This window comes from Sphingomonas sp., from assembly GCF_036388435.1.
Classification (GTDB): domain Bacteria; phylum Pseudomonadota; class Alphaproteobacteria; order Sphingomonadales; family Sphingomonadaceae; genus Sphingomonas.
The window spans coordinates 1-23,737 of the sequence record NZ_DASVRV010000024.1; the positions used below are offsets into that span (position 1 = coordinate 1).

The window sequence follows — 23,737 nt, forward strand, 5'->3', positions numbered from 1 at the left end:
GCAAGGTCGCGCTGACGATCAGGCTCCGCGCCAGGAAGACCTTGGTCGCGGACAGATAGTAATCGGTGCCGTTCGCCTTGCCGGCGCCGACCGCGCGAAGCACCGGTGCCCGGTCCGCGCGCTTGTGCTGCACGCCGACCGTCACCTGGGGCAGCAATGTGTCCTGGCCCCACACCGCGTCGCCGAACAGCCGCAGCTTGGCGCCGTAGATGTCCTGGCCGAAGGTGAAGCCGCGCCCCAGCCCGAGCGCGGCGCCGGCTTCGCGCGTGTCGAAGCTCTGGCGGGTATAGGACAGCTCCACCCGGTCGTGAAAGCCGACCGCGACGCCATAGGCCTCCAGGTCGAAATCGGGGAGAAACACGCCCGATGCATGGGCGGTCGCGCCGATCCCGCGTTCGGTCTCGTTGCCCGCGATCACCGCCCAGGTCGCGATGCCCCCCCCGGCCGATCCGTCGACGGTGGTGATGCCGTCGGTCAGCACCAGCTTGCCGTCGCCGCGCCAGTCGCTCGCGGCGGCGGGGGCGGCGCAGGCCATCGTCATCAGCGCAAGCAGCAGCGTTCTCATCACCCGTCCTTCTCGGGAGGGGGAATTAGCCGCCGATGGTAAACATCGCGTGAAGCAGGCATTTACCCCATGGCAAAGCCGGGTGGCCTAGCGACCGGACCATGATCCACCGTCTTGCCTCGCTGGCGCTCGCCCCGATCGCGATCGCCGCCCCCGCCGCCGCCGCGCCCGTCGCGATCACCGTCAACGGTCCGACCGGGGCGCCGCTCGCCGGGGCGGTGGTCACGATCGAGGTGCCGGGCCGGGCCGCGCCGACCCCGCGGGGGTCCTACATGGTCGAGCAGCGCGACATCCAGTTCCAGCCGCGCGTGCTGATCGTGCCGGTCGGGGCGGCCGTCGGCTTTCCGAACCGCGATAAGGTCCGGCACCACGTCTATTCCTTTTCCAAGCCCAAGAAGTTCGACATCCGGCTGCACGGCCGGGAGGAGGCGCGCACGGTGGTGCTCGACAAGCCCGGCGTGGTCGCGCTGGGGTGCAACATCCATGACGCGATGAGCGGGTTCGTCTTCGTGACCGCCACGCCCTTCGCGGCCCAGGCCAATGCCGCCGGGCGCGTGACCTGGAGCGACGTGCCCGCGGGCCAGGCGGTGATGCGCGTCTGGCATCCGTCGATCCGCGCGCCGGGCAACACCCTGTCGCGGCCGGTGGCGGTGGGCGCGGCGGGCTATGCGACGATGGTGACGATCGGCCGGTGATCCGCCTGCCGCGCCTTCGGTTCCGCACGCTTCGCGGCAAGCTCGGCGTCCTGTACGCCGGGCTGTTCGCGATCGCGCTGCTGGTGATCGCGGGGGTGACGCAGCTGGCGCTGGAGCGGAGCGCGCGGCGGATCACCGAGGCGCAGCTCGCTACCACCGGGCAGATCCACGACCGGCTCTGGGCCGAGCGCGAGCGGTCGCTGGTCGACACCGCCGACGTGCTCGCGCGCGATTTCGGCTTCCGCTCGGCGGTGGCGAGCGGCGACCGGCCGACCATCGCCTCCGCGCTCGCCAGCCTGCGCCACCGTGCCCGCGTGACGGCGGCGATGGTCGTCGATCTCGACGGGGCGGTGGTGGGCGCCGAGGGTCCGCTCGCGCGCGTCGCGGCCGGGCTGCCCTTCACGCTCGGCCCCGGCGAACGCGGCGCGGTCACGGTCGCGGGAGGACGCGCCTATCGGTTGGTGCTGTCGCCGATCCTGGCGCCGACGGAGATCGGCTGGGTCGTGTTCGCGGTCCGGCTCGACGGCGCCGAGATGCGCGCCCTGGAGAAACTGTCCGCGATCCCGCTCACCGCCACCGTGCTGCGGTCGGAAGGCGGACGCTGGCTGCCCACCGACAGCGACCTGCAACCCAGCGACGCGCTCGACGCGCTGGTCGCGAATCCGGGCGCGAGCCGCACCCCGGCCAAGCTCGCCCTGCGGCAAGGCACGGCGCTCGCGCTCGTCAAGCCGCTCGCGGGGCCGGGCGGCAGGCCCGAGGCCGCGCTGCTGATCCGGTATCCGCTGGCGCTGGCGCTGGCGCCCTATCGCCCGCTGCAGATCGGCATCGCGCTGACCGGCCTGGCGGGGCTGCTGCTGGTGCTGTTCGGCAGCGGCAGGCTCGCCAGCGGCATCACCCGGCCGCTGGCGCTGCTCGACCGCGCGGCCCGCGCGCTGGAGGACGGCGCCCGGACCGAGCTGGCGATCGAGAGTTCGGACGAGATCGGCCGCCTGGCGGAAAGCTTCAACCGCATGTCGGCGGGCATCGTCGAGCGCGAGAGCCGGATCACGCACATGGCGTTCCACGATTCGCTCACCGGCCTGCCCAACCGCGCCGCGCTGCGCCAGGCGCTGGAACAGGCGGTCGCGCTCACCGCCCATGCCGGGGGGACCGTCGCGGTGCTCTGCCTCGACCTGGACGGGTTCAAGACCGTCAACGACACGCTGGGGCACCCGGCCGGCGACCAGCTGCTCCGGCGCATCGGCGACATGCTGGTCGACGCGGCGCCCGACGGCGTGGTCGCGCGGCTGGGCGGCGACGAGTTCGCCATCCTGCTGGCGGGCAGTCCCAACCCCGACCGGCCCCGCGCGCTCGCCCAGGCGATCCTCGACCAGATACGCGAGCCGCTGCGGATCGACGGCCAGATCATCGCGACCGGGGTCAGCATCGGCATCGCGGTGGCGCCCAATGACGGGCAGGACGCCGACCAGCTGCTCAAGAACGCCGATCTCGCGCTCTACCGAGCCAAGAGCGACGGACGCGGGGCGTTCCGCTTTTTCGAGCCCTCGCTCGACGCCGCCGCCCGCGCGCGCCGCCAGCTCGAGCTCGACCTGCGCACCGCGATCGCGACCGGCGAGTTCGTGCTCCACTACCAGCCGATCGTCGACCTAAGCTCGGACCGCATCGGCGGGTTCGAGGCGCTGCTCCGCTGGAACCACCCGACGCGCGGGCTGGTGTCGCCGGTCGAGTTCATCCCCGTGGCCGAGGAGACGGGGCTGATCGTCCCGATCGGCGAATGGGTGCTGCACGAGGCCTGCCGCTTCGCCGCGACCTGGCCCGACGATGTGCGGGTCGCGGTCAACGTCTCGCCCATCCAGTTCCGCCATGCCGGTTTCGCGAGCGTGCTGGCGCAGGCGCTGTCGCGTAGCGGCATCGCGCCCAGGCGATTGGAGGTGGAGATCACCGAATCGGTGTTCCTGGACGGGGAAGGGCCGGTGGTCGCGCTGCTCCACTCGCTGCGCGCGCTGGGCGTCCGGGTGGCGCTCGACGATTTCGGGACGGGCTATTCGTCGCTCAGCTATCTGCGCTCCTTCCCGTTCGACAAGCTCAAGATCGACCGCAGCTTCGTCACCAACGTCGCCAACGACGCGAGCGCGGCGGCGATCGTCCGCGCGATCGTGGACCTGGCGGGGGCGCTCCACATGGACATCACCGCCGAGGGCGTCGAGGAACCCGAACAGCTGGCCCGCCTGCGCCAACAGGGCTGCGGCAGCATCCAGGGTTATCTGTTCAGCCGCCCCGTCGACGGCGAGGGGGTGGCGGGGCTGCTCGGCCGCGAGGCGAGCCGGGCGGCCTAGGCCGCGTCAGGCGACCAGCCGCTCCGCCTCCGCCAGCGCCGCGGGGTCGTCCACGTCGATCCAGTCGAGATCGCTGCAATCGACGACCCGCGCGGTCCCGCGCGCGGCGAGCGCGCGGACGCCGTCGGTCAGTGACGGTGCGGGCGCCCGCCCGAGCGCGTCGAACAAGGCGGGGCCGACCGCGAACACGCCCGTATCGTAGCAGTCATGCGGATCCAGCCCCTTGCCGATCGCGACGATGCGGTCGTCCTGCGTCGCGACGCAGGTCACGTCCAGGGGGTCGACGAACGGGTGCCCCAGCCGCCGGTCGACGCCCAGCCTGATCCCGGCGCCCGCGCCCGCCTCGGCCATGCGGCGGTATAGGGCGGGGACGACCAGATGGTCGCACATCGCCAGCAACGCCTCGCCCGCGACGAGCGGCGCGGCGGCGAGCACCGACACGCCGTTAGGCAGCCGCCAGTCGCGCGACCGTACCGTCTCCACCGCCACCGGCCATTCGCGGGCGCGTAGATAGGCCTCGATCGTCTCGGCGCCATAGCCGGTGACGACCACCACGCGGACGATCCCCGCCGCGCCGAGTCCGGTCAGCGCATGGTCGATCAGCGTCCGCCCCGCGACCGGGCAAAGCGGCTTGAGCGGGGTCGCGCCCCTGAGCCGGCTGCCTTCCCCCGCCGCGAGCAGGATCGCGGTGTCGATCACGTCAGGCGGCTTCGATGAACTTCTCGACTTCCAGCTGGGCGATGTCGTCGGTCATCTGGGTGCGCGGATGCTTGCAGAAATAGGCGGAAGCCGCGTCGATCGGCCCCTTCAGCCCGCGGTCGCTCGCCAGCTTGGCGCAGCGGATCATGTCGATCGCGACACCCGCCGAATTGGGGCTGTCTTCCACCGACAGTCGCAGCTCCAGATTCATCGGGACCCCGCCGAAGAGCTGTCCCTCCATCCGCAGGAAGCAGACCTTGTTGTCGTTCTGCCAGGGCACATAGTCGCTCGGCCCGATATGGACATTGTCGTCGTCCAGCCGCTCGGCCGCGACCGACTGGACCGCCTCGGTCTTGCTGATCTTCTTCGATTCGAGCCGCCGGTGGTTCGACATGTTCAGGAAGTCGGTATTGCCGCCGGTGTTGAGCTGATAGGTGCGATCGAGCTTCACGCCGCGCTTGGCGAACAGGTCGGTCAGCACGCGGTGCACGATCGTCGCGCCGAGCTGCGCCTTGATGTCGTCGCCGATGATCGGCACCCCCGCATCCTCGAACCTCTTGGCCCAGACCGGGTTCGACGCGATGAAGACGGGGATGTTGTTGACGAAGGCGACGCCGGCCTCCAGCGCGCATTCGGCGTAGAATTCGGTCGCTTCCTGGCTGCCCACGGGTAGATAGTTCATCAGCACGTCCGCGCGGGTGCGGCGCAGCTCGGCGACCACCTCGTCCTTGGTGGGTTCCGCCAAGTCGGCGAGCAGGAAGGTCCTGTCGTCCTTGAAATCGGCCATATGCTCGGCGAAACCGTCGAGCACGCGGCCCATCCTGACGACCGCGCCCGTCGCCTCGACCGTCGGGCAGAAGACCGCGGTGCAATTGGGCTTGGCGAAGATGGCTTCCGCCACATCGAGCCCGACCTTGCGTCGGTCGATGTCCCAGGCGGCGACGACCTCGATGTCCGACGGGCGATATCCGCCCATGTCGTAATGCATCAGCCCCGTTTGGTCGTTCGCCCCCTCGCGGTAATGCGCCAGACCCTGCACGAGCGAGCTCGCGCAATTGCCGATACCCACGACGGCGACCTTGATGCTTGTCATCAGCCTATCTGATCCTTGGAGAAAATGGCACCCGCGCCCAGGTCCCGGGGCGGGTGAAGGGGGTGCGCGCGCCGCAGCAGCCGCGCCTCGACGCGCCGGTGCCACGCGATGCCGGCAATGGCAACCAAAGTCATGGGACCGATCTCGATCCACCAAAAGGCTTCGGGCCGGCCGAGCAGGCAGGCCCCGAACAGCGCGAGCACGCGCATATTGGCGGTGAGCAGCGCCAGCAGCCGCATCGGCGCCACCGCCCGCTCGCCATAGTCTGCGGCGAGCCGGGCCCCCTCGGGCGCCTCCAGCGCCGCGTCGAAGCGCGCCGTCAGACGATCGATGCCGAACGCGACGCCGTCATAAACGCGTACCAGCATGTTGCCGCTCGGCGGGGTGGAGGACGGGCGCGGCGCACGCCCGACGCGTCGGTGAAAGCGCGCGCGCTCCCCCTCGTACAGGCTCGACTGCACCGCATGGGCGACGCCCGCGACGGCCGCCAGCGCCCATCCCTGGACGGTGCCGATCGACAGCGCGACCGCGACATAGATCAGGACGAACACGCCGTGATCGCACAGCCCGTCCAACGTCCGGCCGAGCGGACTGGCGGTCCCGGTCGCGCGCGCGATCATCCCGTCCAGCCCGTCCGCGATCAGCCAGGCGACCGCGAGCAGCAACCCGGCCACGCTCGCGCGCCAATCGGTCCAGGCCCCGAACGCCGCCGCGGCGGCCAAGCCGATGCCGAGCCCCGTGACCGACACGGCGTTCGCCGATATCCCGGCCCGCAACGCATGGGGAAGCAGCCGCCGCGCCGCCGGATGGATCAGGTGGAGATTGGTGGGATCCTCGATCCGGCGGTCGCGCGATCCATCCGGGGGAGGAGGTGTCATGATGCGGCAACATTGCCCGTAAAACCGCGCCGGGACAAGCGCCTAACCGGCACCGCTCCCAGGGCGGACGGAATAGCGCCGAATCGGCTACGTCTCGGCCCGACGGAAATTGGCTGATAATCAATGGATCATTATCATCGTGGTCAGTCATATGGCGGGAGCGATCGGGCAATCCGAAACACCCTTACGTTATAAGGTTCGCGCCCAGATGATAACCTTGCGGTGAACCGTTCATGCAACGAGATCGTTTCCAGGTCGTTTCACCAATGGTACGGAACGCGATGCGCTTACCGTACGGGAGAGAGAAGCCTATGCGCCGCAGCGCCCTCACCAGCCGCCTTGAACGCTATCTGTCGCTGACCGAGGAGGAGCGCGACGCGCTCGATTGGGCCGAGCGCCGCGAGGTCCGCGTGCCGTCGGGCATGGTGCTGATGGAACAGGGCGGGGGCGTCGACCAGCTCTATGTCGTCCAACAGGGATGGCTCCATTCGTCGATCGAACTGAAGTCGGGCGGTCGTCAGATCCTGCGCTTCCACTATCCCGGCGACCTGATCGGCACGTCGAGCATCGCCTGGAGCCAGGCCGCCAACACGCTGACCGCCGTGTCCGACTGCGTCGTGTCCGAATTGTCCAAGGTCAATCTGGGCCGCATCTTCAAAGCGCAGCCGCGGCTCGCCGGGCTGCTCTACGCGATGGCGGCGGCGGAGAATGTCGCGATGTGCGACCGGCTCGCTTCGATCGGCCGCACCGACGCGATCGAGCGGCTGGCGACTCTGCTTCTCGATATTCTGGCGCGGCTGCGCGTCACGGCGGGCGGTGTGATCGAATCGTTCGACCTGCCGCTCACGCAAAAGGACATCGGCGACGCGGTCGGGCTGACCAAGGTGCACGTCAACCGGACGCTGGGCGAGATGGAGCGGCGCGGGATGATCGAACGCAATGCGCGCCGCGTACGCATCGTCAACGAGGCCGAACTGGTCGCGTTCACCGGCTTCGTCGACCGCTATGCCACCGTGCAGACCGACTGGCTGCCCGGCCCGACCGCGCTGGCCGCCTGATGCAGGCGGAGCCGATGGAAACGCTCGGCACCAACCGCGCCCATGGCGGGACGCAGGGCGTCTATCGCCACCGGTCGAGTGCGACCGGCACCCCCATGACCTTTTCCGTGTTCGTGCCCGATCACGAGCCCGGCGCGCGCCTGCCGGTGCTCTGGTATCTGTCGGGGCTGACCTGCACCCATGCCAATGTCACCGACAAGGGCGAATATCGCGCCGCCTGTAGCGACCACGGCGTGATCTTCGTCGCGCCCGACACCTCGCCGCGCGGCGAAGAGGTTCCCGACGACCCCGCCTACGACTTCGGCCAGGGCGCGGGCTTCTACCTCGATGCGACCGAGGTGCCCTGGGCCGCGCATTTCCGGATGCGGGCCTATCTCGAGCAGGAGCTGCCCGCGCTGATCGCCGCCGCGTTTCCCGTCGACATGACGCGGCAGGGGATCACCGGCCATTCCATGGGCGGGCACGGCGCGCTCACCATCGGCCTGCGCGACCCCGCCCGGTTTCGTAGCATCTCCGCCTTCGCCCCAATCGTCGCGCCCGCGCAGGTGCCCTGGGGCGAAAAGGCGCTTTCGGGCTATCTGGGCGCGGACCGCGCCGCCTGGCACGATTATGACGCCTGCGCGCTGATCGCCGCAGGCGCGCGTGTCCCCGACCTGCTCGTCGACCAGGGTGAGGCCGATCAGTTCCTCGCCGAACAGCTCCGCCCCGAGCTGCTGCGGGCGACCTGCGCCGCGGCGGGCATCCCGCTGACGCTGCGGATGCAGCCCGGCTACGACCATAGCTATTATTTCGTCGCGACCTTCATGCCCGACCATATCGCCTGGCACGCCGAACGGCTGAAGAAATAACCTCACCCCTCCCTGGAACAGGGAGGGGCAGGGGGTGGGTCGACGGGATACGGGTTGATATGGCGTGAGCGTTCTCACGTCCATCCACCCCCGACCCGGGAGGGGAGGAGCAGATCAGGCGTAGATCGCGTCCAGCACCCGCGCGACCGCGACGATCTCCGCCGCCACCGGATCGAAGCGCGCGCCCTCGGCCAGCCGCCGTGCCCAGTCCGCCGCCGCGCGTCCGCCCCAGGCCTCGGGCACGCTCGCCAGCGGTTCGCGCGCGGTGCCGCGAAACCGGGTCGCCTCGAAATCGTAGAAGGAGCCGCCGATGTTACGGAACGCCGCGCCGCCGTCCGTGCCGTAGAAGGTCGCCCCGATCTCGGCATCGACGCCCGCATGGACCCGCCAGGAACAGGCGAGGCGCACGGCCGCGCCGCCGATCGTCATCTGCGCGACCGCATAATCCTCGACCGCGTCGCCCGCCGGCCGCTCGCCGCCCGCGAACAGTTGCGCATGGACGTCGCTCGCCGTGTCCGCGCCGAGGCTCCACATCGCCAGATCGACCAGATGGACGCCCAGATCCATCACGCACCCGCCGCCCGATCGGGCGCGGTCGTAGAACCATGGCTTGTCCGGGCCATAGGCGTTGTGGAAGACGAGATCGACCGCGAAGACGCGTCCCAATTCGCCCGATCGGACCAGCTCGGCGACCGCGGCCATGCCGCTCGTATGGCGGTAGGAGAAATCGACCGCGAGCAGCCGGTCGGCCTTGCGCGCCGCGTCGACCACCGCGCGTGCCTCGGCGGCGTCGCGTCCCAGCGGCTTCTGGCAGAACACCGCCACGCCCGCCTCCAGCGCCCGGATCGACTGGGCGGCATGGAGCGCCGACGGCGTCGCGATCACCACGCCGTCGAGCCCCAGCGCCAGCATCGCGTCGAGCCCCTCGACCACCGTGGCGTCCGGCGCGAGCTTCGCCGCCCCCGCCACCATTTCGGCCGAGGGATCGGCGATGGCGGCGGCCTCGACCAGCCCCGTCGCCAGCATCGCCGCCATGCGGTCGCGGCCGATCCAGCCCACGCCGAGAAATCCGAGACGGGGCTTCACGAGAAGGTCACCAGCGCCTTGACGAACCCATCGGGCTTGTCGCGCGTCGCCGCCAGCGCCTCGCCCAGCCGGTCCAGCGGATAGCGGTGCGTGTACAGCGCGGCCGGATCGATCCGCCCGCTCGCCACCGCGTCGACCGCCTCCCGCAGCCCGCGCATCTGCACCGCGGGGTCGCGCTCATGCGCGTTGACCACGTCGATGCCCTTCCAGTTCCACATCTGCATCGATACCTGGCGCGGCCCTTCCTGGTGATAGCCCGCGATGACCAGCCGTCCGCCCTCTGAAACCAGTTCGCCCGCCAGGTCGAGCGGCCATTGCTTGCCCACCGCCTCGATCACCCGCTCGCATCCGCGCCCGCCCGTCATCTCCCGCACGCGGGCGATGATCGCGTGGTGGTCGTGCATGGGGATCGTCTCGGCCGCGCCATAGCTCCGCGCCAGCGCCAGCGAGGACTCGCGGCGCGAGATCGCGATCACCCGCGCGCCCGCGTCGGTCGCCAGCCGGCACAGAATCGCCCCCAGAAAGCCGATTCCGACGATCGCCACGGTCTGCCCGGCCTGCACGTCCGACCGGCGAAAGATGTTCATCGCGCAGCCGATCGGCTCGCCGGGAAAGGGCCGCCCCGCCAGTTTCGGGGGCAGCGTCACCGTCATGTCCGCGCGCGCCAGGTCATACTCGGCGTAGCTCTTGCCCGACAACGCCACCACGCGGTCGCCCACCGCCGGCTCGGTCACGCCCGCGCCGACGGCGTCGACCACGCCCCAGCTCTCATGCCCCATCCCGCCCGGCTCGCCGGGAAAGCTCGACCAGGGCTGGCCTTCCCAGGGCTCGACGTTCGACGCGCACACGCCGCACCCCTCCAGCCGGATGCGCAGCTCGCCCGGACCGGGTTCGGGGATCGCGACTTGCGCGATGCGCAGGGTGGCGGGCGCGTCGAGGATGGCGGCCTGCATGACGTGGCTCACTTCGGTGACCTTTCAGGAGGATATGCGTTCAATCCGGAGTTGAACGATCAGGGATTGCGAATGACGGACAAGCACGCGCCGCCGGGAATGACCGAAACGCTGGCCGACAATATCGACCGGCTGACGCGGCGGCGCCGCGAGGAGAAGCGCGCCGCGCCCCTCAGCGACCGCATCGCCGACCGGGTCACCGGCTTCACCGGCTCGATGCTGTTCGTGGCGCTCCACCTCCTGCTGTTCGGCGGCTGGATCGTGATCAATCTTGGCTGGACACCCGGCCTGGCGCCGTTCGACGAGAGTTTCGTGGTGCTGGCCATGATCGCGTCGGTGGAGGCGATCTTCCTGTCGACCTTCGTGCTCATCAGCCAGAACCGCATGGCCGAGGTCGCCGACCGCCGCGCCGATCTCGACCTCCACATCAACCTACTCGCCGAACATGAACTGTCCAAGCTGGCCGAACTCGTCGCGAAGATCGCCGAGAAGCTCGACATCCCCGCGCGCTCGCCCGACATGGACGAGATCGCGGAGAATGTCAGTCCGGAGGTCGTGCTCGACGCGCTGGAGAAGCAGGACGCGAAAGGGTGACGTCTCACTCCGCAGCGGTCGCCTGCCCGGCGCCGGCCGGCGCATAGCGATCGATCGCCCAGGCGCAGAAATCCGCGAATTGCTGCGGATCGCGCGCCGGGCTGGTATGGTGCGGCTCGATTCCCAGATGCTCCGGCGTGAAGCAGAAGGTTAGCGTGACGTCGAAGTCGGCGAGCGCATCGATCTGCCGGTCGAACCAGTCGGTCGCGTTGGGCCGGAAACTGTCGGCCCAGCTCAGCCCCGTGCGCAGCTTCCGGGTGCCCAGACGCTTCATCCACGTGACGGCGTCGTCGAGGCGTGGGTCCTCGTGATGGAACCACTGCATCAGCCCCATCTCGCCCGCGACCTTGGCATAATCGTCGAGCGCGGGCTTGGGCGTCCCGTCGGGGCGGATCAGCCCCATGTAGAAATGGCGGTAATAGCTCGAACCCTCCGCCTCGCGGTGGCGCGTGGTGGCGCCCCATTCCATCGGCAGGTCGAACAACGAATACCAGAAAACGCGCGGCACGCGCCCGATCAGCAGCTCGGCGGTCTTCTGGACGCCGAACACCTGGACCTCCTCCGCCCCGAACGATCCGACCCCGACCTCGGTCACCCAGACCGGCTTGTCCGTGACCGCCTCGATCTCCGCGATCTTGTTCGGCCATTCGTGGATCGACCACAAATTCCAGTCGAGCGGAAAGCCGTGCACCGCGATAACGTCGACCGCGTCCAGGCAGCCATGCCCCTCCAGCCGTTTCACCCAGAGCGGGTCGATCGGCGACATGCCGCCCAGCACGCGCGTGACCGCCGGGTTGGCGCTGCGGATCGCCGCGCCCGTGCGCCGTACCGTGTCGGCGAAGATCGACCAGTCGGGGTCGATCGCCGGGTCCCAATGCGATTTGTTGTTGGGCTCGTTCCAGATCATCGCGGCTTCGATCACGCTGCTGCTCCTCGCGCCGGATAGACCGCGGTCGGCCCCCATTCGCCGTACGGCACGGGGGCCGCGCGGCATAGATACACGTCGTTCTCCGGCCGCGCCTCGACCGCGAAGCCCGCCGCGCGCAGCATCGCTTCCGAACAGGCGCGGTTGGGCGCCCACCAATTGGTCCAGTCGCCCGAGAAACGCCGCTCGATGAAGTGCATCTTGGGATAGGCGGGATCGTCGAAATAGCGCGGCGGGGTGAAGGTCTCGGGCTCGTAGAAGGGATGGTCCTCGGGCACGTCCATCTGCGCGTTCGATCCCTGCTGCATCGTCTGGAACAGCATCAGGCCGTCCTCGCCGACGACATGCTCGCGGATCAGGTCCAGCGCGAGCAGCGGATGTCGCAGGTGATAGAGCACCCCCATGAACACGACGAGGTCGAACTTTTCTTGGAGCGCGCCGACATCGTAGACGTCGAGCTTGGCGAATTCGACACCCTCAAACCCCAGCTCGCGCGTGACCAGCCGAGCCTGCGCCAGATACCGATCGTCCGCGTCGATCCCCAGCACGCGCGAAGCGCCGCGCCGCTTCATCTCGACCGAGTAGAAGCCGGCGTTGCAGCCGATGTCGAGCACCGATCTACCCGTCAGGTCGGCGGGCAGCGCGTCCGCGAACCGGTCGAACTTGAACTGCGGATAGTCACCCAGGAAATGGTCGGGCGCGGTGCGGATGCCGTTCCCCAGATCGATATTGTGGAACCAGGGCGCCAGCGCCTCCACCTCGTCACGCAATGCGGCGATCGCCATCAATCCTCCCGTTCGTTCAACATGGTCAGTCGCGCCCAGCTATCGCCCCACACCAGCGTGGTCGCGGATGCGGGGTCGATATCGAAGCGGAGCAGATTGTCCAGATTCAGCCCGATCGCATGCGCGACCGCGGCGCGGATCATGTCGGCGTGGCTGACCAGCACGATCGTCCGGCCCGCATGGTCGCGCGCGACCGCGTCCAGATGCGCCACGATCCGCGCCTGCGCCTCGCCCATCGATTCGCCGCCGGGCGGGCGGGCGGCCGAGCGCCGCGCGTTCCACTGGTCCCACTCGGCATCGCCCGCCAGCTCGTCGAAGCGCAGCCCGGTCCACGCGCCGAAATCGATTTCCTGGAGTCCCGCAGCCGTTTCGACCGCCACCCCCGCCGCCGCCGCGATCGCCGCCGCCGTCGCCTGCGCCCGGTCGAGCGGGCTCGATCGGACGAGATCCACGCCCCGCGTCGCCAGCCGTGTCGCCAGCCGCGACGCCTGGACACGGCCCGCGTCGCTGAGCGCGACGCCCGGCATTCGGCCCGACAGGATTCGGTTCAGATGAATGTGCGCGGCGTGCCGCACCAGGATCAGCGTCGCCGCCAAGAACTTGCCCCTCTCGACCGGACAGCGCGCCGGTCGTGGCGGCAAGGACGCGCGGGACGGCTTGGAGTTCCGGCAGCTTCTACTTACAAGGAACAAAGAAGAAGATGCCTCGTTACGGAGGCGAGACGTCGAACAGGGGGATGCATGACGCGATCGGTGGTGGACCGCAAGGGTGGCTACACACAAGCCGTTGAGGCAAGGGCGTGAGCGAGACCGTCCTGATCACTGGCGGCGCGGGGTTCATCGGCCGCTTCGTCACCTCCGAATTGCTGAAGCGCGGCCACAAGGTGCGCGTCCTCGACAGCCTGATCGAACAGGTCCATGGCCATGTCGACGGGTCGAAGATGCTCGACGCCGAAGCCGAACTGATCCGCGCGGACGTGCGCGACGGCGACGCGGTCGCAAAGGCACTGAACGGCGTCGACTCGGTCGTGCACCTCGCCGCCGAGGTCGGGGTCGGCCAGTCGATGTACGAGGTCGAACGCTATACCTCGACCAACGATGTCGGCACCGCCGTGCTGTTCGAGAGGCTGATCGACCACCCCGTCCGCCGCGTCGTCACCGCCTCGTCCATGTCCATCTACGGCGAGGGGCTTTATCGCGACGCCGAGGGCGAACTGGTCCAGGACGCCGAGCGCCACGGGCTGAAGGACGGGCTGACCAATTGGGAACCCGTCGATACGGCCGGCCGTCCGCTGACCGCGGTCGCCACGCCCGAGTGGAAGCGGCCCAACCTTTCCTCGATCTACGCGCTGAACAAATATGTTCAGGAGCGCACCACGCATATCATGGCCGCGCCCTATGGCATGGAGGGCGTGTGCCTGCGGCTGTTCAACGTCTACGGCCCCGGCCAGGCGCTCTCCAACCCCTATACGGGCGTCCTCGCCATCTTCGCGTCGCGCCTCCTCAACGGCCAGCAGCCGATGATCTTCGAGGATGGCGAGCAGCGGCGCGACTTCGTCCATGTCACCGACGTGGCGCGCGCGTTCGCCGACGCGCTGTTCCTGCCCCAGGCGGCAGGGGGCACGTTCAACATCGGCTCGGGCCACCATCGCTCGGTGACCGAGGTCGCGACCGAACTGGCCCGCGCCATGGGCAAGAACGATATCGCGCCGCAGATCGTCGGCAAGGCTCGCATCGGCGACATCCGCCACTGTTTCTGCGACACGACGCTCGCGGCCGAGCGCATCGACTTCCGCGCGCGGCAGGATTTCGGCGAGGGCCTGGCCGAGCTCGCCGAGTGGGTCGCCGTCCAGACCGCCCCCGACCGCGTCGAACAGATGCGCGCGGAACTGGAAGCAAGAGGGCTGGTGGCGTGAGCGGCACTTCCTTCTTGATCCTTCCCGAGAAAAGCTCGCGGAGTATCAGGTGATCGACGCGCCCATCCTCATCACCGGCGGGGCGGGGTTCATCGGCTCCAACCTCGCCGACCGCCTTCTGTCCGAGGGTCACCGCGTCCGCGTCTACGACGCGCTCGCCCGCGACGGGGTCGAGCGCAACCTGCGCTGGCTGCAGGACCGCCACGGCGAGCAGGTCGAGGTCGTCATCGGCGACATCCGTGACCGCGAGAAGCTCGCCGGCGCGGCCGCCGACGTCCGGGCCGTGTTCCACCTTGCCGCGCAGGTCGCGGTCACCACCTCTATGCTCGACCCGCGCGACGATTTCGAGATCAACATTCTCGGCACGCTCAACATCCTCGAAGCCTTGCGCGCACGGGGCAACGCGACGCCGCTGATCTTCGCGTCGACCAACAAGGTTTACGGCGACCTGACCGACCTCGACTTCGCGCTGGAGGGCGAGGCCTATGTCCCGACCGACGCCGCGGTCCGCGCGCACGGCATCGGCGAGGCGCGGCCGCTGGACTTCCACACCCCTTACGGCGTGTCTAAGGGCGCGGCGGATCAATATGTGCTCGATTACGCCCGCAGCTTCGGCGTGCCGACCGCGGTGCTGCGGATGAGCTGCATTTATGGCCGCGGGCAGATGGGGACCGAGGACCAGGGCTGGGTCGCCCATTTCCTGATCCGCGCGCTGGAGGGCAAGCCGATCACCCTGTACGGCGACGGTCACCAGGTGCGCGATATCCTGGACGTGTCCAACGCCGTCGACGCTTATGTCCAGGCATGGCGGCGGATCGGCGAGGTCGGGGGGCGTGCCTTCAACCTCGGCGGCGGCCCGGCCAACGCCGTGTCGCTGCGTCAGCTCCTGGCGCATATCGGCGACCTGACCGGGCGCGAGGTCGATCTGAGCTTCTCCGACTGGCGCGCGGGCGACCAGCGTTACTTCGTCGCCGATACACGCCTGGCGGAGCGCGAGCTCGGCCTGGCGCCCAAGGTCGGCTGGCGCGAGGGCGTTGCCGAACTCGCCCGCTGGCTCGCCGCCGAACGCCGCCTCAACGCGCCCGTCGGGCAGGCAAGGGCGATGGCGTCATGACGACTCGGCTGCTGATGACCGCCGACAGCGTGGGCGGCGTCTGGCAATATGCCGCCGAACTCGCGCGCGCGCTCCGCCCGCACGGGGTGGAGACGGTTCTGGCGGTGCTCGGGCCCGCGCCGACCGCGGATCAACTTTCCCTTCTTGCTCTATCCGACGGCGAGGGGGAGATCGCGGTCATCCACACCGGCCTTCCCCTCGACTGGCTGAGCGATAGTCCCGGCCCCGTGCTCGCCGCCGGTCGGGCGATCGCCGACCTCGCACGCGACCTGGGCGCCGACCTCGTCCAGCTTAACTCGCCGACGCTGGCCGCGGCCGCCCACTTCCCGGTGCCCGTGATCGCCGTCGCGCATGGCTGCACCGCGACCTGGTGGAACGCCGCCCATGGCACCACGCCCGACCCGGCTTACCGCTGGCATGCCGATCTGATGCGCGCCGGACTCCTCGCGGCCGACCTCGCCGTCGCGCCCAGCAGCGCCTTCGCGGCCGACCTCCAGCGCACTTATGCGCTCCCGACCGCCCCGGTCGCGGTGCATAACGGCCGCGCGTCGGGCCGTGCGGGGCAGGGGACGCCGGCCCCGCACGCCTTCACCGCCGGCCGCCTGTGGGACGGCGTCAAGAACACCGCCGTCCTCGACCGGGCCGCCGAGCGCCTGTCGGTGCCGTTCCGCGCCGCCGGCCCGGCGACCGGTCCGCATGGCGAGACCGTCAGTCCCGGCCATCTCCAGCTCCTCGGCACCTTGTCGGCCGACGCGCTCGCGGCCGAGCTGGCGGACCGCCCGATCTTCGTGTCGGCGACCAGCTTCGAGCCCTTCGGTCTCGCGGTGCTCGAAGCGGCGTCGGCCGGCTGCGCGCTCGTCCTGTCCGACATCGCGACCTTTCGCGAGTTGTGGGACGGCGCGGCGGTATTCGTGCCGGCGCGCGACGATGCGATGATCGCCGCCGCTGTCGAGGCGCTGCTCGCCGACTCCGACCGCCGCGGGTCGCTGGCCCAGGCGGCTCGCGACCGCGCCGCCCGCTACACGCCGGAGGCGATCGCCGCCGCCATGGCCGCGCGCTACGCCCGCCTGCTGCCCGTGCGGAAGGCGGCCGCGTGAGGATCGCCTATTTCACCCATTCGCTCGCCAGTTGCTGGAACCATGGCAATGCGCATTTCCTACGCGGCGTCCTGCGCGAGCTGATCGCGCGCGGCCATGACGTCCGCGCCTATGAGCCGGAAGGTAGTTGGAGCCTCGCCAACCTGCTGGCCGACGCGGGCGAGGCGGGGCTCGACGCCTATCGCGCGGCCTATCCCGATCTGTCCTCGACGAGCTTCGCCGCCGACGCATCGCCCGAGCAGCTGATCGACGACGCGGACGTGGTGATCGTCCATGAATGGAACGAGCCCGCGCTGGTCGCCGCGATCGGCCGGCTCCGCATCGCGGGCGGTCGGTTCAAGCTGCTGTTCCACGACACGCATCACCGCGCCGTCAGCGACCCCGACGCGATCCGCGCCTTCGACCTGTCGGGCTATGACGGCGTGCTCGCCTTCGGCGAGGCGCTGTCCGACGTCTATCGCCGCTGGGGCTGGGGCGGCCGGGTGTGGACGTGGCACGAGGCCGCCGACACGCGCCTTTTCCACCCGCCCGAGCAGGAAGGCGCGCGCGAGGGGCTGGTCTGGATCGGCAATTGGGGCGACGGCGAACGCACCGCCGAGCTGGAACGCTTTCTCCTCGCCCCCGCGGCGCAGGTCGGCCTGCCGCTCGACATCTACGGTGTGCGCTACCCCGACGAGGCCCAGGCGATGCTCGCGCGGCACGGCGCCCGTTATCATGGCTGGGCGGCCAATGCCCGCGCGCCAGCGATCTTCGCGGGGCACCTGGCGACGATCCATGTGCCGCGCCGTTATTATGCGACGATCCTGCCCGGCATCCCGACCATCCGCGTGTTCGAGGCGCTGGCCTGCGGCATTCCGCTCCTCTCAGCCCCCTGGTCGGACAGCGAGGGGCTGTTCCGGCCGGGCGATTTCCTGAGCGTGAGCGACGGCGACGGGATGGCCGACCGGCTTCGCGACATCGTTCACGACCCGCAGCTTCGCGCCACCCTGGCCGCCCATGGCTTGGAGACGATCCGCGCCCGCCATACCTGCGCTCACCGCGCCGACGAGCTGCTGGCCGTCATCGCCCAGCTGGACCAGACCCAAAGGACCGCCGCTTGAAGATCGCATTCTACGGATCGAGCCTGCTTTCCTCCTATTGGAACGGCGCCGCCACCTATTATCGCGGCATCCTGCGCGCGCTGGCGGGTCATGGCTATGACATCACCTTCTACGAACCCGAGGCCTTCGATCGCCAGCAGCACCGCGACATCGATCCGCCGCCCTACGCCAGGGTCGTCGTCTACCCCGCGACGGCCGAAGGGCTGGCCTCGGTGCTCGCCGAGGCGCCGCGCGCCGACATCGTCGTCAAGGCGAGCGGCGTGGGGGTATTCGACCGCGAGCTGATCGCGGGCATCGTCGCCCATGCGCGGCCCGGTGCGCTCAAGATCTTCTGGGACGTCGACGCCGCCGCGACGCTCGACGAGATGCGCGCCGATCCCGATCACCCCGTCACTGCCGCGCTTCCGCATCTCGACATGGTGCTGACCTATGGCGGCGGCCCGCCCGTCGTGAACGCCTATGCGGGTTTCGGCGCGGCGCGGTGCATCCCCGTCTACAACGCCCTCGATCCGCAGACGCACCACCCGGTCGCCCCCGACGAGCGCTTCGCCTGCGACCTGGCATTCCTGGGCAACCGGCTGCCCGATCGCGAGGCGCGGGTCGAGGAATTCTTCCTGCGCGCCGCCGCCGCGCTCCCCGATCGTCGCTTCCTGATCGGGGGCAATGGCTGGGAGACCAAGGACATGCCCGGCAATGTCCGCCACCGCGGCCATGTCTATACGGCCGAGCACAACGCCTTCAACTGCACCCCGGCGGCCGTCCTCAACGTCGCGCGTGATTCGATGGCGCATATCGGCTTCAGCCCCGCGACCCGCGTGTTCGAGGCGGCGGGCGCGGCCGCCTGCCTCATCACCGACGCATGGGAGGGGATCGAGCAATTCCTGACTCCCGACCGCGAGGTGCTGGTCGCCCGTGACGGGCAGGACGTCGCCGACCATCTCGCCGCGCTCACCCCCGATCGCGCGCGGAGCATCGGCCGGGCGGCGCTGAAGCGCGTCCTCGCCGAGCACACCTATGCGCTTCGCGGCGAACAGGTCCATGCGCTGTTCCAGGAGCATGGCGCCCGTGCGAGGGAGGCGGCGTGAAGCTCGTCGTCCTCGGCCTGTCATTGTCCTCCTCCTGGGGCAACGGCCACGCGACCACCTACCGCGCGCTCCTGAAGGCCTTCGCGGCGCGCGGGCACGACGTGCTGTTCCTCGAGCGCGACGTGCCTTGGTACGCGACGCAGCGCGACCTGGCCGATCCCGACTGGTGCTCGCTTTGCTTCTACGCGGACGTGGACGACCTAGCCCGCTTCACGCCCGAGATCGCCGAGGCCGACGCGGTGATCGTCGGTTCCTACGTTCCCGACGGCGTGGCGGTGGCGCATTTCGTCCAGGAGACGGCGGGGCTGGCGGCCTTTTACGACATCGACACCCCCGTCACCCTCGCCAAACTCGCGCGCGGCGACTTCGAATATCTCTCGCCCGACCTGATCCCCGGCTATGACCTGTATCTGTCCTTCACCGGCGGCCCCACGCTCGCCCGCATCGAGCGCGACTATGGCTCCCCCGCCGCCCGCGCGCTCTACTGCTCGGTCGACGCCGACGCCTACCGCCCGGCGGACGTGCCTAAGCGTTGGGATTTGTCCTATCTCGGCACCTACAGCCCCGATCGTCAGCCGACGCTCGACCGGCTGCTGGTCGAGCCCGCCCGCGCCCGCCCCGAGCTGCGCTTCGTGGTCGCCGGACCGCAATATCCGGGTGGCATCGACTGGCCGTCGAACGTCGAGCGCATCGACCACCTGCCGCCGAGCGAGCATGCGGACTTCTACTCCGCCTCACGCTGGACGCTGAACGTCACGCGCGCCGACATGATCGCGGCCGGCTGGTCCCCCTCGGTGCGCCTGTTCGAGGCCGCCGCCTGCGCGACACCGATCATCTCGGACCGGTGGGACGGCCTCGACACCTTGTTCGCGCCCGGTCGCGAGATGGTGCTGGCCGACACCGCGGCCGACGTGATCGGCGCGCTCGACGACGCTCCGGCGCGCGCGCTGGGCGAGGCGGCGCGCGCGCGTGTGCTCCAGGCCCATACCGCGACCAGCCGCGCGGCCGAGCTGGAAGCCCATCTGAACGAAGCGGCGACCCGACGCCGCCGCGCCGAGGTCGCGGCGGCATGACGGCAACAAAGATGGGAGAGGACAAGATGGCACGATCCGATGGCGAGCTGATCCTGGTCGCGGGCGGCGCGGGCTTTATCGGCTCGCACCTCACCCTGCGACTCCTGTCGGAGGGCCATCAGGTCCTGTGCCTGGACAATCTTCAGACCGCGCGGTCGTCGAACCTGCGCCTGCTCGAAGGCCGCCCCGGTTTCCGCTTCGTCGAGGGCGACATCGTCAACCCGCTGCCGACCGCGGTGACCGAGCAGGCGCACCGGATCACCCGCATCTACAACCTCGCCTGCGCCGCGTCGCCGCCGCAATATCAGGCCGACCCCGAGCATACGATGCTCACCAACGTGGTCGGCACCCATCACCTGCTCCGCCTGGCGGAACAGGCGCGGGCGCGCTTCCTCCTCACCTCGACGAGCGAGGTTTACGGCGACCCGGAGGTCCATCCTCAACGCGAAGATTATCGCGGATCGACGAGCTGCACGGGCCCGCGCGCCTGTTACGACGAGGGCAAGCGCGCCGCCGAGGCGCTGACCTTCGACTATGCGCGCATGAACCGCGCCGAGGTGCGCGTGGCGCGCATCTTCAACACCTATGGTCCGAACATGCACCCCGATGACGGGCGGGTGGTGTCGAACCTGATCTGCCAGGCGCTGTCCGACCGGCCGATCACCATTTATGGCGACGGCAGCCAGACGCGCAGCTTCTGCTACGTCTCCGACCTGGTCGACGGGCTGATCCGGCTGATGGAATCCGACATCGACGGCACCGAACCGGTCAATCTCGGCAACCCGCTGGAACTCACCGTGGGCGACCTCGCCGATCGGATCGTGGCGATGACGGGCACGCGCAACGCGCTGGTCCATCGGCCGCTGCCGCAGGACGATCCGCGTCGCCGCCGCCCCGACATCACCCGCGCGCGCGACCTGCTGGGCTGGAGCCCGCGCGTGTCGCTGGACGAGGGATTGGCGAAGACCTGTGCCTGGTTCGCCGAGGAGCTGGCGGTGGAACGCGAGGCGGTCGCCGCCGAATAGCCCCGGTCAGCGCGCCTTGATCGCGGCGAGCGTGGTGCCCGCCGTGATCGCCTCCACATCGGTGCGGATGTGGAGCAGCCGGACGCCGGACTCCGCCATCGCGCGGTCGAGCGCGGGGGCGAACTCGTCCGTCCGCTCGACCGTCTCCGACCAGCAGCCATAGGCGCGGGCGAGGGCGGCGAAATCGGGGTTGTGCAGGCGGGTGGCGGAGACGCGGCCGGGGAATTCGCGCTCCTGGTGCATGCGGATCGTGCCATAGGCGCCATTGTCGATGACGAGCACGAGGATATCGGCGCCGTGCTGGACCGCGGTGGCGAGTTCCTGACCGTTCATCAAGAAATCGCCGTCGCCCGCCAGCGCGACGACGGCGCGGTCCGGGTGGCGCAGCTTGGCGGCGACCGCGGCGGGGACGCCATAGCCCATCGCGCCCGCGGTCGGCGCCAACTGGCAACCCGGCCCGGCATAGCGCCAGTAGCGGTGCCACCACCCCGAGAAATTGCCCGCGCCGTTGCAGACGATCGTGTCCACGGGCATCGCCTCGCGCATCGCCGCGACGCAGGGACCAAGGTCCATCGCGACGCCCGCGCGCGGGGCCGGGGTGGACCAGGCGAGGTATTCGGCATGGGCTTCGGTGCATCTGTCGCCCGATAGCGGCGGCGCGTCAGGCAGAGCCAAGGCGCCGCCAACCTCCCACATTCCCGCGCAGATCGCGATGTCGGCGCGATAAGTCCGATTGAGTTCGTCCGGATCAGGGTGGACGTGGATCAGAGTCTGGCCGGGATGATCGGGAGCGATGAGCGTGTAGCCGTCGGTCGTTGCTTCGCCGAGCCGTGGACCGGCCACCAAAAGTACATCGGCGTCGCGGATGCGCTGAACCAGCTTCGGGTTCGGGCCATAGCCCAGGTTGCCCGCCCATCTCCCTTTGGCGTTGGGCATCGAGTCCTGACGACGAAACGCACAAGCGACCGGAATGTCCCAACGCCTGGCGAAACTGTCGAATGCTGCGCTCGCAGCCATATCCCAACCGGCGCCACCGACGATGGCAATCGGAGCCTGCGCCGACCGCAATATTTCGTGCACCTGCGCGATGGCATCCGGGCCGGGCATCTGGTTGACCCGCTCCACCCGCGGCCGGTCCACCGCCTCCACCGCGTCGAGCAGCATGTCCTCAGGCAGCGCCAGCACGACCGGTCCCGGCCGGCCGTTCATCGCGGTGGCATAAGCCCGCGCGACATATTCGGGGATGCGCCGCGCGTCGTCGATGCGGGCGGCCCATTTCGCGAGCGGCGTGAACATCGCCTGGAAATCGACTTCCTGAAAGGCTTCGCGGTCGCGGGTGCCGCGGTCGATGTCGCCGATGAACAGGATCATCGGCTGCGAGTCCTGCATCGCGACATGGACGCCGATCGACGCATTGGTCGCGCCGGGGCCGCGCGTCACGAAGGCGATGCCGGGGCGGTGGGTGAGCGTGCCGTCGGCGCAGGCCATGAAGGCGACGCCGCCCTCCTGACGGCAGGTCACCAATTCGATCGCGGGGGTGTCGTGGAGCGCGTCGAGCACCGCGAGGAAGCTCTCGCCCGGCACGGTGAAGACCCGCTCGCAACCCTGGGCCACCAACTGGTCGACGAGGATACGCCCGCCTGTTCTCATGTCCCGGTCCTCATGCCTGGTGGATCGCCTTGGTGACGCAATAGCTGTCGAAACCCTCGATCCCGCCCTCGCTGCCGAAGCCGGACTGCTTCACACCGCCGAAGGGCGCGTCGGGAACCGAGATGGCGAAGCTGTTGATCCCGACCATTCCCGCCTCGATCGCGTCGCCGAGCATATTTGCGCGCCGGCCATTCTCGGTGAAAGCGAAGGCGGCCAGGCCATAGGGGAGGCGGTTCGCCTGGTCGACCGCCTCGTCCATGTCCCGGAACGATCGCGTCACCGCGACGGGCCCGAACGGCTCGTTCGACATGATGTCCGCCTCGACCGGCACGTCGGCGAGGAGGGTCGGCTGGAAGAAATAGCCGTCCGCCATCCGTTCGCCCCCGGCCAGCGTCCGCGCGCCCCTGGCGGTAGCGTCGTTCACCAATGCCTCAATCGCGTCGGGGCGGCGCCTGTTGGCGAGCGGGCCCATGCGGGTGTCGGGCATCATCCCGTCGCCCACCGCAACCTTCGCCGCCCGCTCGGCGAAGCCGCGCAGAAAGGCGTCGTAAATCGGCTCCTCGACATAGAAGCGCGTCGGCGACACGCAGACCTGGCCGGCGTTCCGGAATTTCTGCGGCACGACCATGTCCAGCGTCTTTTCCAGATCGCAATCGGCGAAGATCAGCACGGGCGCGTGCCCGCCCAGCTCCATCGTCGTCCGCTTCACGCCCTCGGCCGCGAGCTTCAGCAGATGCTTGCCGACCGGCACCGACCCGGTGAAGCTGACCTTGCGGATCACCGGCGAGGCGATCAGGTGACGCGACACCTGATCGGGCACCCCGAAGACGAGCTGCGCCACCCCGGCCGGCAGCCCCGCATCGACGAGGCAGGCGAAAAAGGCGCTCGTGCAGCCCGGTGTCTCCTCGGGCGGCTTGGCGATCACCGAACAGCCGGCCGCCAGCGCGGGAGCGAGCTTCTTGGCGAGCAGGTAGACCGGGAAGTTCCAGGGGCTGAGCGCCGCCACCGGGCCGACCGGCTGGCGCAGCACGATCGAGCGTTGCCCGGTAGGGCGCACCAGCACGCGGCCGTAGGCGCGCTTCGCTTCCTCGGCGTACCAGTCGAACAATTGCGCGGACCCCGCGACCTCGCCGCGCGCCTCGGCGATGGGCTTGCCCTGTTCG

General features: G+C 69.7%; 23 protein-coding genes. 12 read left to right on the top strand and 11 right to left on the bottom strand.

From position 1 onward, the window contains the following. Nucleotides 1–565: DUF3034 family protein (locus VF592_RS05525; RefSeq protein ID WP_331004615.1), on the bottom strand; the 565-nt coding region annotated here is incomplete at its 3' end. Between the two features lie 101 nt (nt 566–666). On the opposite strand from VF592_RS05525, the gene VF592_RS05530 reads away from it, so the two are divergent. Both VF592_RS05530 and VF592_RS05535 read left to right on the top strand, forming a co-directional pair. Further along, nucleotides 667–1,260, top strand: a complete 594-nt coding sequence (locus VF592_RS05530) for a methylamine utilization protein (RefSeq protein WP_331004616.1) — start codon at nt 667–669, stop codon at nt 1,258–1,260. Next, nucleotides 1,257–3,596, top strand: coding sequence for a putative bifunctional diguanylate cyclase/phosphodiesterase (locus tag VF592_RS05535; protein WP_331004617.1), 2,340 nt, complete (start codon nt 1,257–1,259; stop codon nt 3,594–3,596). The genes VF592_RS05530 and VF592_RS05535 overlap by 4 nt, the downstream gene beginning before the upstream one ends. A 6-nt stretch (nt 3,597–3,602) precedes the next feature. On the opposite strand, the gene VF592_RS05540 is transcribed toward VF592_RS05535, so the two are convergent. Genes VF592_RS05540 through VF592_RS05550 form a run of 3 tightly spaced genes read right to left on the bottom strand, consistent with a single transcriptional unit; the run spans nt 3,603 to nt 6,266 of the window. Next, complete coding sequence (locus VF592_RS05540; protein ID WP_331004618.1) at nt 3,603–4,295, bottom strand: NTP transferase domain-containing protein; 693 nt, start codon at nt 4,293–4,295, stop codon at nt 3,603–3,605. A 1-nt stretch (nt 4,296) separates the two neighbouring features. Next, a complete protein-coding gene (locus VF592_RS05545) occupies nt 4,297–5,388 on the bottom strand; it encodes an inositol-3-phosphate synthase (RefSeq protein WP_331004619.1) in 1,092 nt (363 codons plus the stop codon). Next, nucleotides 5,388–6,266, bottom strand: a complete 879-nt coding sequence (locus tag VF592_RS05550; protein ID WP_331004620.1) for a CDP-alcohol phosphatidyltransferase family protein — start codon at nt 6,264–6,266, stop codon at nt 5,388–5,390. Before VF592_RS05550 ends, VF592_RS05545 begins: the two co-directional genes overlap by 1 nt. Nucleotides 6,267–6,577: 311 nt before the next feature. On the opposite strand from VF592_RS05550, the gene VF592_RS05555 reads away from it, so the two are divergent. After that, complete coding sequence (locus VF592_RS05555; protein ID WP_331004621.1) at nt 6,578–7,324, top strand: Crp/Fnr family transcriptional regulator; 747 nt, start codon at nt 6,578–6,580, stop codon at nt 7,322–7,324. A 14-nt stretch (nt 7,325–7,338) separates the two neighbouring features. Then, complete coding sequence (gene fghA, locus VF592_RS05560) at nt 7,339–8,172, top strand: S-formylglutathione hydrolase (RefSeq protein WP_331004622.1); 834 nt, start codon at nt 7,339–7,341, stop codon at nt 8,170–8,172. Between the two features lie 114 nt (nt 8,173–8,286). Here the strand turns inward: fghA and VF592_RS05565 are convergent, their stop codons facing one another. Both VF592_RS05565 and VF592_RS05570 read right to left on the bottom strand, forming a co-directional pair. Beyond that, a complete protein-coding gene (locus VF592_RS05565) occupies nt 8,287–9,258 on the bottom strand; it encodes a Gfo/Idh/MocA family oxidoreductase (protein ID WP_331004623.1) in 972 nt (323 codons plus the stop codon). Next, the gene (locus VF592_RS05570; RefSeq protein WP_331004624.1) at nt 9,255–10,211 is read right to left on the bottom strand and encodes an MDR/zinc-dependent alcohol dehydrogenase-like family protein; all 957 of its coding nucleotides are present in this window, start codon (nt 10,209–10,211) and stop codon (nt 9,255–9,257) included. Before VF592_RS05570 ends, VF592_RS05565 begins: the two co-directional genes overlap by 4 nt. Nucleotides 10,212–10,283: 72 nt before the next feature. Between VF592_RS05570 and VF592_RS05575 the strand changes: the two genes are divergently transcribed. Then, entirely contained in the window at nt 10,284–10,805 is a 522-nt protein-coding gene (locus VF592_RS05575) for a DUF1003 domain-containing protein (protein WP_331004625.1), read from the top strand. 4 nt (nt 10,806–10,809) lie between these two features. On the opposite strand, the gene VF592_RS05580 is transcribed toward VF592_RS05575, so the two are convergent. Genes VF592_RS05580 through VF592_RS05590 form a run of 3 tightly spaced genes read right to left on the bottom strand, consistent with a single transcriptional unit; the run spans nt 10,810 to nt 13,111 of the window. Next, complete coding sequence (locus tag VF592_RS05580) at nt 10,810–11,727, bottom strand: glycosyl hydrolase (RefSeq protein ID WP_331004626.1); 918 nt, start codon at nt 11,725–11,727, stop codon at nt 10,810–10,812. Continuing rightward, nucleotides 11,724–12,515 (bottom strand): TIGR04290 family methyltransferase, encoded by a 792-nt coding sequence (locus tag VF592_RS05585; RefSeq protein ID WP_331004627.1) that lies wholly within the window; start codon nt 12,513–12,515, stop codon nt 11,724–11,726. The genes VF592_RS05580 and VF592_RS05585 overlap by 4 nt, the downstream gene beginning before the upstream one ends. Continuing rightward, nucleotides 12,515–13,111 (bottom strand): histidine phosphatase family protein, encoded by a 597-nt coding sequence (locus tag VF592_RS05590; RefSeq protein ID WP_331004628.1) that lies wholly within the window; start codon nt 13,109–13,111, stop codon nt 12,515–12,517. Before VF592_RS05590 ends, VF592_RS05585 begins: the two co-directional genes overlap by 1 nt. Before the next feature lie 203 nt (nt 13,112–13,314). On the opposite strand from VF592_RS05590, the gene VF592_RS05595 reads away from it, so the two are divergent. Genes VF592_RS05595 through VF592_RS05625 form a run of 7 tightly spaced genes read left to right on the top strand, consistent with a single transcriptional unit; the run spans nt 13,315 to nt 20,924 of the window. Next, nucleotides 13,315–14,430: an NAD-dependent epimerase/dehydratase family protein gene (locus tag VF592_RS05595; protein WP_331004629.1), complete on the top strand. Its 1,116-nt coding sequence runs from the start codon at nt 13,315–13,317 to the stop codon at nt 14,428–14,430. A gap of 49 nt (nt 14,431–14,479) precedes the next feature. Next, nucleotides 14,480–15,544 (top strand): NAD-dependent epimerase/dehydratase family protein, encoded by a 1,065-nt coding sequence (locus tag VF592_RS05600; protein WP_331004630.1) that lies wholly within the window; start codon nt 14,480–14,482, stop codon nt 15,542–15,544. Next, on the top strand, nt 15,541–16,641 hold the full coding sequence (locus VF592_RS05605) for a glycosyltransferase family 4 protein (protein WP_331004631.1): 1,101 nt from the start codon (nt 15,541–15,543) through the stop codon (nt 16,639–16,641). The genes VF592_RS05600 and VF592_RS05605 overlap by 4 nt, the downstream gene beginning before the upstream one ends. Then, nucleotides 16,638–17,741, top strand: a complete 1,104-nt coding sequence (locus VF592_RS05610; protein WP_331004632.1) for a CgeB family protein — start codon at nt 16,638–16,640, stop codon at nt 17,739–17,741. The genes VF592_RS05605 and VF592_RS05610 overlap by 4 nt, the downstream gene beginning before the upstream one ends. Next, nucleotides 17,738–18,826: a CgeB family protein gene (locus tag VF592_RS05615; RefSeq protein ID WP_331004633.1), complete on the top strand. Its 1,089-nt coding sequence runs from the start codon at nt 17,738–17,740 to the stop codon at nt 18,824–18,826. The genes VF592_RS05610 and VF592_RS05615 overlap by 4 nt, the downstream gene beginning before the upstream one ends. Continuing rightward, nucleotides 18,823–19,899 (top strand): CgeB family protein, encoded by a 1,077-nt coding sequence (locus VF592_RS05620; RefSeq protein WP_331004634.1) that lies wholly within the window; start codon nt 18,823–18,825, stop codon nt 19,897–19,899. The genes VF592_RS05615 and VF592_RS05620 overlap by 4 nt, the downstream gene beginning before the upstream one ends. Before the next feature lie 26 nt (nt 19,900–19,925). After that, nucleotides 19,926–20,924: a UDP-glucuronic acid decarboxylase family protein gene (locus VF592_RS05625; RefSeq protein WP_331004635.1), complete on the top strand. Its 999-nt coding sequence runs from the start codon at nt 19,926–19,928 to the stop codon at nt 20,922–20,924. A gap of 6 nt (nt 20,925–20,930) precedes the next feature. On the opposite strand, the gene VF592_RS05630 is transcribed toward VF592_RS05625, so the two are convergent. After that, nucleotides 20,931–22,574 carry a thiamine pyrophosphate-binding protein gene (locus tag VF592_RS05630; RefSeq protein ID WP_331004636.1) on the bottom strand — a complete coding sequence of 548 codons (1,644 nt, stop codon included), beginning with the start codon at nt 22,572–22,574 and terminating at the stop codon, nt 20,931–20,933. 10 nt (nt 22,575–22,584) lie between these two features. Continuing rightward, nucleotides 22,585–23,737: NAD-dependent succinate-semialdehyde dehydrogenase (locus VF592_RS05635; protein WP_331004637.1), on the bottom strand; the 1,153-nt coding region annotated here is incomplete at its 5' end.

Coding starts and splice junctions, on each gene's coding strand:
- VF592_RS05530 (WP_331004616.1), top strand. CDS start 667: ATGATCCACCGTCTTGCCTCGCTGGCGCTCGCCCCGATCGCGATCGCC.
- fghA (WP_331004622.1), top strand. CDS start 7,339: ATGGAAACGCTCGGCACCAACCGCGCCCATGGCGGGACGCAGGGCGTC.
- VF592_RS05575 (WP_331004625.1), top strand. CDS start 10,284: ATGACGGACAAGCACGCGCCGCCGGGAATGACCGAAACGCTGGCCGAC.
- VF592_RS05555 (WP_331004621.1), top strand. CDS start 6,578: ATGCGCCGCAGCGCCCTCACCAGCCGCCTTGAACGCTATCTGTCGCTG.
- VF592_RS05545 (WP_331004619.1), bottom strand. CDS start 5,388: ATGACAAGCATCAAGGTCGCCGTCGTGGGTATCGGCAATTGCGCGAGC.
- VF592_RS05585 (WP_331004627.1), bottom strand. CDS start 12,515: ATGGCGATCGCCGCATTGCGTGACGAGGTGGAGGCGCTGGCGCCCTGG.
- VF592_RS05550 (WP_331004620.1), bottom strand. CDS start 6,266: ATGACACCTCCTCCCCCGGATGGATCGCGCGACCGCCGGATCGAGGAT.
- VF592_RS05570 (WP_331004624.1), bottom strand. CDS start 10,211: ATGCAGGCCGCCATCCTCGACGCGCCCGCCACCCTGCGCATCGCGCAA.
- VF592_RS05605 (WP_331004631.1), top strand. CDS start 15,541: ATGACGACTCGGCTGCTGATGACCGCCGACAGCGTGGGCGGCGTCTGG.
- VF592_RS05625 (WP_331004635.1), top strand. CDS start 19,926: ATGGCACGATCCGATGGCGAGCTGATCCTGGTCGCGGGCGGCGCGGGC.
- VF592_RS05630 (WP_331004636.1), bottom strand. CDS start 22,574: ATGAGAACAGGCGGGCGTATCCTCGTCGACCAGTTGGTGGCCCAGGGT.